The organism is Priestia sp. MDV22-iso46, assembly GCF_058629175.1.
In genome coordinates this window covers 122,619-135,663 of the sequence record NZ_JBZVWT010000001.1, presented here as the reverse complement: position 1 = coordinate 135,663, position 13,045 = coordinate 122,619, and the positions used below count along the sequence as shown (strand labels likewise).

Sequence of the window (13,045 nt, the reverse complement as noted above, 5' to 3'; positions counted from 1 at the left end):
CCAAAATCATTTGGAGCTTTTATCCCTTTTTTATGCTTCATTCAAAAGTGAAGCTGTTATCGTATTTCGCGTGTCTTCAAAGTGACGCTTCACTTCATCTTGAATACGTTCTATATTTTGAGACTTTAATGCCTTAATCATTTCATGATGCTGTTCAATCAGCGGCATCACGGCTTTTTTGTCATCTCGAAATCTTTTTTCAGTAGTAATTAAAAGAGCCGCTAAAATGATTTCACGAATGCTTTCCCACAATTTTAATATCCGCTTGTGATCTGCTTCGATAATCACGAGCTCATGAAACCGCAAATCTTGATAAGCAAATTCTACATAGTCATCGTATTTAGCTGCCATGTTCATTTGATCAATGCTTTGCTCCAGCTTCTTAATAAGCGAATCATGATTGACCTCAGATAAACGTTCTAAGACAAAATGTTCTAAAAGCAAACGAACATCGTACAGCTCGTATAAATCTCTAGCTGTTAAACCAATAACTACTGCTCCCATTCGCTGTAAGTCGATGAGCCCTTCGTTTGAAAGGATTCGCAGCGCTTCTCTTATAGGAGATCGGCTCATTCCAAACTCTGCCGATAGCTGATTTTCCGATAGTATGGTTCCTTTCTTCAGCTCGCCGCTCATAATTTGAATTCTTAATTTGCTTACCACTTGTTCTCCCAGCGAGGCTCCGCGAAGCCATATTTCCGGGTAGGTTACCTTTTTAATGTGTCATCACTTCCTTAGCCAACTTGTATACAAGTATTCAAGAACTAGTATATAGGTAAGAATCCTTATTGTAAACGTTTCCTTTACGCGAATGTATATTTTTACAATTCTTTCTTACACTAAGAACTACTGATAAATAAAAGGTGGGACGATGAATGAATCAAATTATATTATGGGGGATTCTTGTTATTCCATGGTTTCTACTGCTGCTGCTTGATAAACAGCGTGTTAAACGATTTTTTACTGTAGGGTTATTTGCTGCATTAATGATGACAATCGCCTATCAAGTAGCGGAAAAAATGCACTGGTGGACGGTTCAAGAAAACGTATTTTTTCTTACTAGCATGGGAGCAACGATTTATTGCCTTCATATTGTGATTACGATCTTTGTCTTTTACCTTACATATCCCGGGTTTATCTTGTACATAATTGTTAACATTATTTTGGATTTGATTCATGGTTATGTTATTGTTCCTTTTCTCGCTAAAATTGGGCTTTATAATCTGTATGATATCAGTCATTTTGGGCTTTTCCTTGTCATGACAACCGTAGCCATTATCCTTTACTTGTTTCAACGGCTGCTTGACTTTATATTTGAGGAAAGCCCTGCATAAAAAGCCACAGCAAACGCTATGGCTTTTTAATCAATAGAAAAATGGAATAACCGTATCTCCGCGAATCGGTTCAACAGCCGTATGAAACTGAATTCGCAAACTTTTTGAAGTTTCGATGTCAGAAGCATCCATGACGTGAAAATGAATGTGTGGCTCTGACGAATTCCCGGAATTTCCACACCTTCCGAGCAGCGTTCCTTTACGAACCACGTCTCCATTTTTCACAGAAACCGACCCTTTCTTCAAATGTGCAATCACACTGTATTCTTTTCCTTCATGCTCAATGATAACGTGATTTCCAAAAGGACTTTTTTTATTCGTGTGCCCAATTTCATTATCTCCTTGTCCATCAACTGCTGAAACGACGACTCCTTTTAGCGGAGCTACAACTTTTTTTCCATAGGCATAGTAATCTTCGTTTTTCATTCCATCATTTTTATAGCTTTGCTTTCCTTTTCGCACGACTAAATCATACGCATACCTTTCGTTTTCGACTGGATGGTGATAGTTCAACACCTCATGCTTTCCTCCCCAATAGACAAACCATTCACTTTGAATCGGCATCGTATATTTGTTTGTACTCCATCGATCTCTCTCTGAAAATGATTCTATAGGAGCAATCACAAGTGCTTGTATAATGTTATGTTCATCAAACATAACGCTGATGGCTTTTGTCTGCGTGGAATTTAACCAAATAAACTGCTCAATGTGAGGAGTTAAATAGAGATTTGTTTCTAGTCTGTAGAACTGTTCTCCTTGATTAAACAATTTGCTCTGCTCCAAAAATTGCTGAAGCGAAACTTGACGTTTAAATTCTTCGCTTACACAATCATAAAGCTCCTTAAAATCCCCTTGTGCAAATAAAGTTCCAAACTCTTCTCTGATGTTCACTTTTCTCTCTGTATCCATCATTGTAATCCACCCTTTTATATGTATTTCAATTTATTCGAATTATCTATAAGTAATACGTTTTACGTTGTGAAAAGGTTTCATTTTCCAGTTATTCTATCTCAAAATATTCTTCTATGCCGTATTTACAATTTTCTCAATCCATTTTATACTTATTTTACAAATATTTGAAAGGAGGTGCAGCATGATGAAAATAACGTTAAATAAGAAAATCAAGCTGCGCCGAGTAAGTGTTTTTGGCGCTTAGATTTTAAGGAGATTTCACAATGAAAGTAGCATTAGTACGTCATTACAAAGTAAACAAAGGGCTTCCAGAAAACCACCGCTTATCCACCAATGAACTAGTGGCTTGGTTTCAGGAATATGATGAATCAGATATTACGTATGGAGAGACTGATTTGAATAATATCGAATGGAAACGCTGTTTTTCAAGCGATATGCCGCGAGCACACAAAACGGCAAAGCATATTTATAAACAAGAGATCACTCTTCTTCCGGAACTTAGAGAAATACCTATGCCTATTATTCCATTAAAATTTAAACTTCCTTTTATCCTCTGGGCCTTACTGTTTCGCATATCCGGACTTATCAACAAACAAGCTCGTAAAGATATGGCCGAGACTAAGAGAAAAGTAGCAGCAGTGCTAGATCGCGCCATTTCCGAGTCAGAAGACGATTTGCTGATTGTCAGCCACGGAGGCATTATGAAGTTTATGCGTAAAGAACTTATAAAACGCGGTTTTAAAGGGCCTCGGTTTGATATTGCTGTTAACGGAAAGCTTTATCTTTTTGAAAAGCAATAGAATGAAGCTTACTGGAAAAACATTCCTAAAAAAGTCGCAGAGATCAGTCCCTGCGACTTTTTAATAACCATTTTCTTCAATTGTTAATGCTTCACGCAAAGCGATATCTTTTCGGATATTATGAGCGATTTCACGCGTAATTTCTCCTTTTTCATAAAGTTCTTGCACCGTTTCCCGCTCGGTATGAAACGCTTTATAACATAAATCTCTCGTTGCTTTTTTACGTTTGCGTGAATTGTACTCCGTACTCTCTTTTCTAAGTCTTGCCATGGATCTATGGTATTCACTAATAATAGCAAGTGAAATCATTCGATTTTCTTCGTTCATATTTTCTTTAATGACCTTTATGGCTTCTTCAATCATTTGAATACGTACTTTGTTCACTTTGCTTCTTCTTCGCAAGCTTTGTTTTCTTAACGCCTGCTTATTCGGTGAAAAAATTCGGACTAGTAATAATAAAACTTTTTTAAACCTCATCCAGCTCACCAATAATTTGTACCTTACACGATTGGTTACAGCCATTTCAAGCTTGTGTGTATGTTCCAAACAAATATACGCTGTCTCACGGTCTATTTTTTCCTCTTTTAATAGCTTTTCCACCAATTTCCCCTTGGCCTGAAGAGCCAGCAATCGAATTTCTTCTTCATACTGTTTGTTTTCAGAGACTTCTAAAGGATGAGTTTTAACGATGATGTTATTAATCGTTGTATTATACGTTGAAATTAACGAAAGGGCTGCTCCACGATTTTCCTCGGTCATTTCTCTTTTTAACCGTTGAATAGCAGCTTTGTGCACTTTAATGCGTGCTTTAACCTCTTTTGTATTGCGCTCAGGCTTCTTCGGCGCCTTTTCTGTTTTCGCAATAACAGGTAAAAGAATACTTGCCGCAACTAAGGTTAACAATATAACGCCTGCTGCTAGAAAAATAATCAGAGAGCGTTCCGGAAAATCACTGCCGTTATCAAGCGTATATGGAATCGAAAACGCTCCGGCTAACGTAACAGCTCCTCGTACACCTGAAACCGTAATGATGCCAATAGACCGAGGCTCAGGTTTTAGATGCTTGTTATTTTTGTAATACCAGCCTACTGACCATGACACCATCACCCAAATAAATCGTAGTACAAGCAAAAAGACAGTAATAATCAAAATATAAAAAAGCACTTGTCCATTATTAAAGTTTGGATCTTGAATAATTGCTTTCGCCACTTTAGGTATTTGCAGACCAAGCAGTACAAACACCAAGCCATTTAACAAATATAAAATAACCGTCCAAGTACTTTTTGATACTACTTTAAGCTGCTGGTTAGGTGATTCCTCTCGGTCGCGCTCAATCGCATGCACAATGCCGCCTGCTACAACTGCCAAGATTCCTGATAAATGAAAATGTTCAGCAATGTAGAAGATAACAAATGGAGTTAGAATTTGTATTAACATATGAATCGTAATATCTTCCATTCCTAAACGTCGAACAAGTACACGCAGTCTGATAATCAGAAAAGCGATAAATGTTCCTACAAACAAACCGCCCAGCGCTACCAAAAGGAACTGAAATGTAGCATCTACTATCGAAAAGACGCCCGTCACGGTAGCAGCTACTGCTACTTGAAACGCTACAAGACCAGAGGCATCATTCATCAGCCCTTCGCCTTCAAGCAAATGCATAATTCGCTTAGGCAGCTTTACTCGGCTCGCCATAGCTCCCACAGCCACTACATCTGTTGGGGACAAAATAGCGGCTAGTGCAAATGCCGCCGGTAACGGAATGGAAGGGATGAGCCAATTGATTAGATATCCCCCTACTGCCACCGTTACAAAAACCAGTCCCAGCGCTAGTAATAAAATAGGTGTACGAAGCTTCCAAAGAGCAGCTCTTGACACGTTTTTCCCATCATTAAATAATAGCGGGGCAATAAATAAAATAAAAAATAACTCAGGCTCTAAATGTACATCTCCGCCAAATGGCAAGATAGCAAGCCCTGCTCCCAAAGCTATTTGAACTAATGGAACAGGAATAAATGGTACAAAATGATTAATGATATTAGATAGACCAATCAAAGCCAATAAGACTAATATCGTCAGAAAAAATTCCATAAAAACAATCGACTCCTACTTCTATTTACATCCTTTTAAAGGTATCACGTTATCTCTTTTCATTCATTTTATAGTGTTTAGTTTACGCTTTTTCTGCCAAAAAATGTTGCGGGTTATTAAAAAGTGCTCTTTCTTTTCGGTAAGTTTATTTCTACGGACATTAAGGGAACAGTATACATGATATTCTTTATTTACCATATAAATCAGCTCATCAAACTTTTATAAGGGAGGTGTTCCCTTATCCGTTTCAACGGGGTAAGGAGATAAATTTGGAAACAGTAAATGTCATTTTATTCATCGTATTAATCATATTAACAGCCTTTTTTGTTGCAACGGAATTTGCCGTCATTAGGGTACGGTCGACTAGAATCGACCAGTTAATTGAAGAAGGAAACCGGAACGCTTTAGCAGCAAAAAAAGTAGTATCAAATTTAGATGGTTATCTTTCAGCCACACAGCTGGGCATTACGGTTACCGCACTGGGTCTAGGCTGGATAGGTGAACCTACGGTAGGTCATTTATTAGAGCCGCTTATTGACATGCTTCCTTTTGCTACATCACTTTCGCATGTTATATCTTTTGTTCTTGCTTTTTCGATTGTCACATTTTTAAATGTGGTAGCTGGAGAACTTGCGCCCAAAACAGTGGCGATTCAAAAAGCCGAACAAGTGACGCTGTTATTTTCCCGTCCTCTTATTCTTTTTTCTAAGTTACTTTATCCGTTTATTTGGCTTTTAAACCACTCAGCAAGAGGCGTTGTGGGATTATTCGGCCTGAAGCCAGCTTCTGAAAATGAAGTAGCTCATAGTGAAGAAGAGCTTAGAATTATTTTATCTGAAAGCTATGAGAGCGGTGAAATTAATCAATCGGAATTTAAGTTCATGAATAATATTTTTGAATTTGATAATCGTACGGCTAAAGAAATCATGGTGCCTCGTACGGAAATTGTTAGCGTATCAGCAGAGGAAACGATAGAAGAATTCTTAAAAATGGCTAGAGTAGAGCAATATACTCGCTATCCAGTAGTTGTAGATGGAAACAAAGATCAAGTGGTGGGATTAGTTAATATTAAAGAAATATTAGCGGATTACATAAAAGAAGATGATATTAAACCACGTACCGTGCAAACGTATATGAAACCCATCATTCAAGTCATTGATTCCATCGCCATTTACGACTTATTGCTTAAAATTCAAAAAGACAGAATTCACATGGCCATCTTAATAGACGAGTACGGAGGAACAACAGGGCTTGTAACGGTAGAAGACATTTTAGAAGAAATTGTTGGTGAAATTCGTGATGAATTTGATGATGATGAAATACCGGACGTACACAAAATTAATGAAAATCACTACGTACTTGATGCGAAGGTGTTGATTGAAGAAGTAAACGATTTACTCGGAACAAATATTGAACAAGAAGACGTTGATACCATTGGCGGCTGGATGCTGACCGAAAAGTTTGATCTTGCTAAAGGTGACAGCATCACAAACGAAAGTTTTTCATTTAAAGTCATTGATATTGAACATCACCATATTAAACGAATCGAAATAACAAAGGAAAAAAGTACGGATAACAGCTGATTATCCGTACTTTTTTTGATGCTCTTTTTTAAATGTCAAGTACTCTTTATTCTCTCGTACCTCCTTCCATTTTTTCATAAAAATAGCCGCCGATTCTGCTTTTTGTTCATCAATTTGCCGTTCATTACGCTCTCCGTCTTTGCTGTATTTCTTTCCGCCTTTGTAGTTCGCGTAGCGCCTGGATCGCGTGTATCCCATTTGGAGAAATTTCCGGGCCATGTCCATTCCAACAAAATCGCTTTTTTCTTTGTAGGTTAAAAAAAGCTGATAAATGGCGTCCGCGGATTCCTCAGCAATTTCAGGTGTTCGAAAACGCCAATGAGGAAGAATTTCACTTTTGTATGGCTCAACAAGGAGAACTCCTTGTTCTCCTTTTCCTACTCTATACTTTTCAGGATGTTTTCTAAAATCGATATGCTCAAAGTCAAGTGAATAATCAAATGCCACGGCTCTCCCCTCCTTTTTGATCTCTACCCCTTACAAATGAATGATAAAACTTTTCTTAAAGAAGTTTTTCACATGCAGATGCGGGTAATAATAGGTGGATAAGTATGACTAACTTTTTTCTCCATGCTAAAAGAAGGCCGAACTTATTAAATCATGATACGGGAGATTTCGTTATGTCAATAAAGCTACAGCAAAACCGAATAAAAGCTAATTTTTGGATCACTCCTTCTTTATATGGAATTGTTGCTTTTGTTTTAGCCACTATTAGTACATTTTTAGATCGATATTTAACAGCTCATAAACAATGGTTAAAATTAGTTCCTTCCGTGTTTCTAACGGATAAAGAGCTTGCTCATACTATTTTGAGTTCAGTATCAAATTCCTTATTAACGATGACGACGATTACCTTTTCTTCTGTTTTAGTGGTACTGACTACGTTTGTAGGTCAGTTTTCTCCTAGAACGATTCAAAATTTTAATACAGATGCCAAAACTCAGCGCGTGCTTGGCACTTTTATCGGTGGATACGTATACGTGCTTGTAGTGCTCATTCAAGTTCGCAGCAACCAAGTCAGTAATACCTTTATTGTTCCTTCATTAGCCATCGTGGTAGCATTCATTTGCTTAGGGATGTTTGTGTTTTTGATTCACCACGTCATCAACTGGATTAAAGTCGGAAATTTAATTTCAAACATTGCAAAAAAAACGATGATCACTATTGAAGAGAGACGGCTAGAACAACAAAAGACCCCTGAATCAAAGAATGAAATACATCTTGATTTTGGGAGTAAAAAAACGATTCAAATTAAAAGTATCAAACAAGGATATATTCAATATATCGAACTAAAGCATTTAACAACACTAGCATCCAAACTAAATGTCATTGTTAAACTCGAAAAAGCACCCGGTGAATATGTAGAAGCAGACACGCCGCTGTTAACGGTGATCAATCATAACCAAACGTTAGAACATGAAAAATTTCTTCATTGCTTGTTTATTACAAATGATCAAGAATCGATTCAAGACGTAAAATTAGGTATTCAAAAGCTAAGTGAAATTGCATTAAGAGCTATTTCACCAGCTATTAATGATCCTGAAACAGCTATTAACTGCATTGAACAGCTCACGCAAGTGTTTATCAAACTCGGAAAAAGCTATTCTTCTTCTCCTTATTATTGCGATGAAGCAGGACGCATTCGAGTGATGCTAGAAAAACCTTCTTTTATGGATTATTTGTACAAAGCGTTCTATCAAATTCGCCATTATGGAAAAGAAGATGTTTCCGTGATGTCTGCTGTCATTAAGGCATTAACCGTAATCGCTGAAACAAATCGCTCTGCCATCAAAAACGACGTCTGGGTTTTTTCTTCCTATATCGTAGAAGGGCTGCAAAAAGAAGAGTGGCTTAAAATGGACAAAGAGCTTCTTAATCAGCTGCTCAAAAACCTTGCAAAAGCTTGTGAAAAAAAAGGCGCTTCTATGTTGATAGAATAAAAACCAAAAAACGCCGCTCAGTTGATGAGCGGCGTTTTCTTACGATATAAAGTGCTCTATCTCTTCTCTCTTTTTCACTATTATAAGTTTATCGTTATATGACGTACGAAGGGTATGCAAAATTTCAGGTTTACTTTGCTTTTCGAAATCCGCATTCCACTGAAACATTTTAATGAAAATAGAAAACGTCGGTGCATAATTTGCTTTTTCTATTTTAGCTTTTTGCAGAACATACCTTTTTATAATAAACCCTATTCTTTTTAGATAATGGATGTCGAGAAAAATAATAAGGTCAGCTTCATTAAAACTTTCATTCACCCACGTATAGTGTACGCCTTCTATAATCCATTCTTTTGAAGCTGCAATATGATGTAAACACTTTTTTCTATCCGCTTCACTTCTTCTTTTATCTCCTTCATATGTTCGTTCCCACATAATATTATCAAGTTCGTAGTGAGGAACTTTTAATTCATCGGATAATAAACGGGCAAGAGTTGTTTTTCCACTTCCAACAGACCCAACGATATGTATTTTTTTACATGAAGCGCTTTGAATACTTCATCTCCTCCTACTTCAAACCTGTTTTTTTACACATATTGTATAATTCACGTTCTTTTTCTCTAATGCAAACTAGAGCGTTTTATGCTAGTATTTTATAGTACTTGACTGACAAAAGGAGTGAAATCGCAGTGCCTAAAACCCTTTTTGGAAAACTTACGCTGTTTTGGATTGGACTATTTTTATTGATTACAGGTCTATTTTTTTATTATAAATATACAAACCAAGCGTTTACCGCTGCAGATTTATTCTTTCGCGTCTCTCCTCCTTTAGCTGCTATTGGCTTCCTTTTAAGCGCAGCCGGACTATATGAAGAACGAGGAAAAAACAAGCTAATTCCTCTCGTTGTACTCAGCATTAGTTTTGTCATGCTTTGCCAAGCAGGCTATCATTTTATACATATGCATACTCCACCGCCGCGTCCCTGATTTTGTCTCATTCTCATTTATAAAAAAAGCTCTTCGTTTAGTATATTAAACGAAGAGCTTTACTCTCTATTCAAATAAACGCACAAGCTTTTTTGTGTAGGGATGCCTGTTTTTATCAAATAGCTTTGCACGGTCAAATTGATCGATAACCTCGCCTTGCTGCATAACCATCATGCGACTGCTCATAAATTTTACTGCCGCTAAATCATGCGAAATAAACAAATAAGATAGCTGAAACGTCTCCTGCAAATCTTTTAATAAATTTAAAATTTTTGCCTGTACCGTAACATCGAGACTCGCTGTTGGTTCGTCTAATAGCACCAGAGACGGACCTACGCTAATGGCACGCGCAATCGCTACACGCTGAAGCTGTCCACCGCTGAGTTCATGAGGATAATTCAACGCATATTCTGCGCTAATCCCGACTGTTTCTAACAAATAAAAAGCGATTTCTTTTTCGTTTCTGCTCACATGAGACAAAAATGAAGGAACGGTTCGCTGCTGCCGCAAAGGCTCGAGCAAAGAATCGATGATTTTTACTTTTGGATTAAAAGAAGCCGCAGGGTTTTGAAATACAACTTGCATGCCTAGACGAGCTTGCTGAAGTTTTTTTCCTTTTAACCTATGAAGAGGCTGCTCGGCAAACCATACTTCTCCCTGCTGAATTTCTGTTAACCTTAGTACACTTTTTACAAGCGTACTTTTGCCGCTTCCACTTTCTCCGACAATTCCTACACATTCTCCTTTATCGATATGCAGGGAAACATTATTTAGCGCTTTAACGTCTTTATACTGTTTCACCAGCTGCGTGACGCGTAATATACTTTTTTCTTTCATATCTCACTCCTATATCAACACTTTTTTCTGCGTATCTAACAATCGATCAGGCGTTTTCTGTAAAGAAGGAATGGCGTTAAACAGTTTTTTTGTATAAAAGTGATGCGGAGCGTGAAACAGAGATTCGATACTGTTTTCTTCCACGATCTCTCCTGCTAACATAATGGCTGCTCGGTCTGCATATTTCCGCACATGACGCAAATCATGAGTAATAAACAAAATGGCACAGCCTGTTGCTTCTTTCAGCTTATGCAGCAGCTGAAGAACTTCAGCTGCTGACACGCTATCTAAAGCCGTGGTTGGTTCATCTGCAATAATCAAGGCAGGCTTCATCACCAGTGCTAAAGCAATCGCTGCTCGCTGAAGCTGTCCTCCGCTCAGCTGAGAAGCATAGCTTTTATACACGCGTTCATTAGGTAAATTCACAGCTTTTAGAGCCTGAAAAATGGCAGCAGTCCTGTCTTTTTTAGCAAGCTTACTATGTGTACGAATCGTTTCATCAAACTGCTTTCCAATTGTTAAAAAAGGAGTAAAGGCGCTTCGATAATCTTGAAAGATATACGAAATATCTTTTCCAAGGATAGGCGCCTCTCCTTTCTGCTTAAAGATAATAGATCCTCCTTTAAGCGTTACACCTGAAGGCAGCAGTCCTCCTATCGAAGCAGCAGTGATACTTTTACCGCTTCCGCTTTCTCCAACGAGCGCCATCCACTGTCCTTGCTCGATTGTAAAAGAAACGTCTTTTACGATTTGTTTTGTTTTATTATGAATGGCTAGATGCTTTACTTCTAAAACGATGACGATCACCTCTTTTATCGATTAACTTGATATTTCCCTCGAATATATTCACCTAAAGCTGTAAACGCCAGCACAAATAAAATAATGGCCACGCCTGGTATCAACATTAACTGCGGAGCATTGTAAAAGTAGGCCCTGCCTTCATTTAGCATCGTTCCCCATTCCGGAGTAGGCGGCTGAGTCCCTAGTCCAATATAGGATAATGAAGCCATCATTAAAATAATTTTCCCTATATCCAGCGTAGCAAGAACAAGAATATGTCCTCCAACATGAGGAAGAAAGTGGCGCAGGATTAAAGGTAGTGTTCCCACTCCGTTTAATTTAGCGACCAGCACATATTCTTTTGACTTTTCTTGAAGCACAATACTGCGCACTACCCTTGCATAACCAACCCACTTTACAATAACCATCGCAGCAATTAAGTTAAATAATCCAGGCCCTAACAGTCCGCTTAAGACGATGGCTGCAATATAGTCAGGAAAAGCTAAAAAAGCGTCTACAATTCTCATTAAAAAGCGGTCTATTTTCCCTCCAATATACGCTGAAACTAAGCCAACAGGTACTCCAATCAAAAGAGAAAGAGCTAAGACAAGAAAACTAGTCCCAATTGTGGTCTGAGCTCCAGCTACGATTCGTGAAAAGAGATCTCTGCCTAAGTGATCAGTTCCTAACCAGTGATCACCGGTGGATTTTTGAAGCCGATCTTGCATATTGACTTGTGTGGGATCCATTGGTGTTAGCTGACTTCCAAACAGACAAAATAAAATAAGCGCAATACCACACACGCTTATCACTACAAAAGGAAGCTGAGTTTTTTTCACCTTTTATCCCCTCCCTTTATATAGAGCTGGGGATTTACATATTTGTAGCTCAAATCCACAAGTGAATTAATTAAAACAACAAACAGGCCCATCCACAAAATATACCCTTGAATGACAGGATAATCACGATTCATAATCGCATCAATAACTAATTTTCCAATTCCAGGATAAGCAAAAAGCACTTCAATAATGACCGTTCCTCCAAGCAAACTACCTAAGCTCGTCCCTAAAATAGTAAGAAGCGGCGTTAAGCTATACCGGAACGCGTGAAAAATAAAAATTCGACTTTCACTTATTCCTCTTGCTCGAGCGGATCGTACAAAATCTTGTTTCAATCCTTCTAGCAGACTAGCTCTAACCATTCGCATGTACACAGCGGACATGGCAAAACCAAGTGTTAAAGAAGGCAGCACAAGATGGGCTGCTGTGCCTGTACCCATTGAAGGAAGCCATTGAAGACGTACAGAGAACAGCTGTATAAACAAAAGGCCGAGCCAAAAGCTTGGAATAGACGCTCCAATTAAGGAAATACTTCTGCTGAGATAATCAATCCACTTGTTCGGATACAGTGCTGACAGCGTGCCGAGTGGCACAGCTATTAACAGCATCACAACCAAAGATGCAGCCGTCAAGCGCAGCGTAGCCGGAAACTTCTCGGCTAATTCATCGATAACAGGCTCTTTTGTCATATACGAAGACCCTAAATCAAACTGAAAAAAGCGCTTCAGCCACTTTACATATTGAATATATACGGGTTCATCAAATCCTAGCTCTGTTCTCAAATTATTCATTTGTTCCTCAGAAACTGCCACGTCATCTACACGAAGCATTTGCTTAACTGGATCTCCTGGAGCCAGCTTCATTAAAACAAAGCTGAGAAACGATAGTATAACTAAAAAAATGAGTAATTCTATTATTCTTTTACTAATTAATTTCATAT

14 protein-coding genes are annotated in these 13,045 nt (G+C 38.1%); 5 read left to right on the top strand and 9 right to left on the bottom strand.

Features of this window, described 5'->3' with window-relative positions; genetic code table 11:
- Positions 1-30: 30 nt before the first annotated feature.
- Positions 31-663 (bottom strand): GntR family transcriptional regulator, encoded by a 633-nt coding sequence (locus AC4NPH_RS00700; RefSeq protein WP_279824275.1) that lies wholly within the window; start codon positions 661-663, stop codon positions 31-33.
- A 212-nt stretch (positions 664-875) separates the two neighbouring features.
- On the opposite strand from AC4NPH_RS00700, the gene AC4NPH_RS00695 reads away from it, so the two are divergent.
- Positions 876-1,334, top strand: a complete 459-nt coding sequence (locus tag AC4NPH_RS00695) for a hypothetical protein (protein ID WP_013057518.1) — start codon at positions 876-878, stop codon at positions 1,332-1,334.
- Positions 1,335-1,364: 30 nt separating this feature from the next.
- Here the strand turns inward: AC4NPH_RS00695 and AC4NPH_RS00690 are convergent, their stop codons facing one another.
- Positions 1,365-2,246, bottom strand: a complete 882-nt coding sequence (locus AC4NPH_RS00690) for a M23 family metallopeptidase (protein ID WP_098315032.1) — start codon at positions 2,244-2,246, stop codon at positions 1,365-1,367.
- Between the two features lie 263 nt (positions 2,247-2,509).
- Between AC4NPH_RS00690 and AC4NPH_RS00685 the strand changes: the two genes are divergently transcribed.
- Positions 2,510-3,046: a histidine phosphatase family protein gene (locus tag AC4NPH_RS00685; protein ID WP_013057520.1), complete on the top strand. Its 537-nt coding sequence runs from the start codon at positions 2,510-2,512 to the stop codon at positions 3,044-3,046.
- Positions 3,047-3,106: 60 nt separating this feature from the next.
- Here the strand turns inward: AC4NPH_RS00685 and AC4NPH_RS00680 are convergent, their stop codons facing one another.
- Positions 3,107-5,140, bottom strand: a complete 2,034-nt coding sequence (locus AC4NPH_RS00680; RefSeq protein ID WP_013057521.1) for a Na+/H+ antiporter — start codon at positions 5,138-5,140, stop codon at positions 3,107-3,109.
- 269 nt (positions 5,141-5,409) lie between these two features.
- On the opposite strand from AC4NPH_RS00680, the gene AC4NPH_RS00675 reads away from it, so the two are divergent.
- On the top strand, positions 5,410-6,723 hold the full coding sequence (locus tag AC4NPH_RS00675) for a hemolysin family protein (RefSeq protein ID WP_013057522.1): 1,314 nt from the start codon (positions 5,410-5,412) through the stop codon (positions 6,721-6,723).
- Here the strand turns inward: AC4NPH_RS00675 and AC4NPH_RS00670 are convergent, their stop codons facing one another.
- Positions 6,724-7,170 (bottom strand): DUF4385 domain-containing protein, encoded by a 447-nt coding sequence (locus tag AC4NPH_RS00670; protein ID WP_013057523.1) that lies wholly within the window; start codon positions 7,168-7,170, stop codon positions 6,724-6,726.
- Positions 7,171-7,274: 104 nt separating this feature from the next.
- Between AC4NPH_RS00670 and AC4NPH_RS00665 the strand changes: the two genes are divergently transcribed.
- Positions 7,275-8,663, top strand: coding sequence for a DUF2254 domain-containing protein (locus tag AC4NPH_RS00665; protein WP_308334226.1), 1,389 nt, complete (start codon positions 7,275-7,277; stop codon positions 8,661-8,663).
- Between the two features lie 39 nt (positions 8,664-8,702).
- Here AC4NPH_RS00665 and AC4NPH_RS00660 read toward each other — a convergent pair whose 3' ends face one another.
- Positions 8,703-9,098, bottom strand: coding sequence for a P-loop NTPase family protein (locus tag AC4NPH_RS00660; protein ID WP_013057525.1), 396 nt, complete (start codon positions 9,096-9,098; stop codon positions 8,703-8,705).
- A 254-nt stretch (positions 9,099-9,352) separates the two neighbouring features.
- Here AC4NPH_RS00660 and AC4NPH_RS00655 point away from each other — a divergent pair, with 254 nt between their 5' ends.
- Positions 9,353-9,649 carry a hypothetical protein gene (locus AC4NPH_RS00655; RefSeq protein WP_013057526.1) on the top strand — a complete coding sequence of 99 codons (297 nt, stop codon included), beginning with the start codon at positions 9,353-9,355 and terminating at the stop codon, positions 9,647-9,649.
- Positions 9,650-9,715: 66 nt separating this feature from the next.
- Here AC4NPH_RS00655 and AC4NPH_RS00650 read toward each other — a convergent pair whose 3' ends face one another.
- The 4 genes from AC4NPH_RS00650 to nikB are packed head-to-tail and all read right to left on the bottom strand — an operon-like array spanning position 9,716 to position 13,043.
- A complete protein-coding gene (locus AC4NPH_RS00650; protein ID WP_013057527.1) occupies positions 9,716-10,486 on the bottom strand; it encodes an ABC transporter ATP-binding protein in 771 nt (256 codons plus the stop codon).
- A gap of 9 nt (positions 10,487-10,495) precedes the next feature.
- Positions 10,496-11,293 carry an ABC transporter ATP-binding protein gene (locus AC4NPH_RS00645; protein ID WP_053487392.1) on the bottom strand — a complete coding sequence of 266 codons (798 nt, stop codon included), beginning with the start codon at positions 11,291-11,293 and terminating at the stop codon, positions 10,496-10,498.
- A 5-nt stretch (positions 11,294-11,298) separates the two neighbouring features.
- Complete coding sequence (nikC, locus tag AC4NPH_RS00640) at positions 11,299-12,105, bottom strand: nickel transporter permease (protein ID WP_013057529.1); 807 nt, start codon at positions 12,103-12,105, stop codon at positions 11,299-11,301.
- The gene (nikB, locus tag AC4NPH_RS00635; RefSeq protein WP_308334227.1) at positions 12,102-13,043 is read right to left on the bottom strand and encodes a nickel ABC transporter permease; all 942 of its coding nucleotides are present in this window, start codon (positions 13,041-13,043) and stop codon (positions 12,102-12,104) included. Before nikB ends, nikC begins: the two co-directional genes overlap by 4 nt.
- Positions 13,044-13,045 lie beyond the last annotated feature (2 nt).

What these genes read in the sequence shown, in the direction of transcription:
- AC4NPH_RS00695 (WP_013057518.1), top strand. Translation starts at nt 876, where the DNA reads ATGAATCAAATTATATTATGGGGGATTCTTGTTATTCCATGGTTTCTA.
- AC4NPH_RS00690 (WP_098315032.1), bottom strand. Translation starts at nt 2,246, where the DNA reads ATGATGGATACAGAGAGAAAAGTGAACATCAGAGAAGAGTTTGGAACT.
- AC4NPH_RS00685 (WP_013057520.1), top strand. Translation starts at nt 2,510, where the DNA reads ATGAAAGTAGCATTAGTACGTCATTACAAAGTAAACAAAGGGCTTCCA.
- AC4NPH_RS00680 (WP_013057521.1), bottom strand. Translation starts at nt 5,140, where the DNA reads ATGGAATTTTTTCTGACGATATTAGTCTTATTGGCTTTGATTGGTCTA.
- AC4NPH_RS00665 (WP_308334226.1), top strand. Translation starts at nt 7,275, where the DNA reads ATGACTAACTTTTTTCTCCATGCTAAAAGAAGGCCGAACTTATTAAAT.
- AC4NPH_RS00660 (WP_013057525.1), bottom strand. Translation starts at nt 9,098, where the DNA reads ATGTGGGAACGAACATATGAAGGAGATAAAAGAAGAAGTGAAGCGGAT.
- AC4NPH_RS00650 (WP_013057527.1), bottom strand. Translation starts at nt 10,486, where the DNA reads ATGAAAGAAAAAAGTATATTACGCGTCACGCAGCTGGTGAAACAGTAT.
- nikB (WP_308334227.1), bottom strand. Translation starts at nt 13,043, where the DNA reads ATGAAATTAATTAGTAAAAGAATAATAGAATTACTCATTTTTTTAGTT.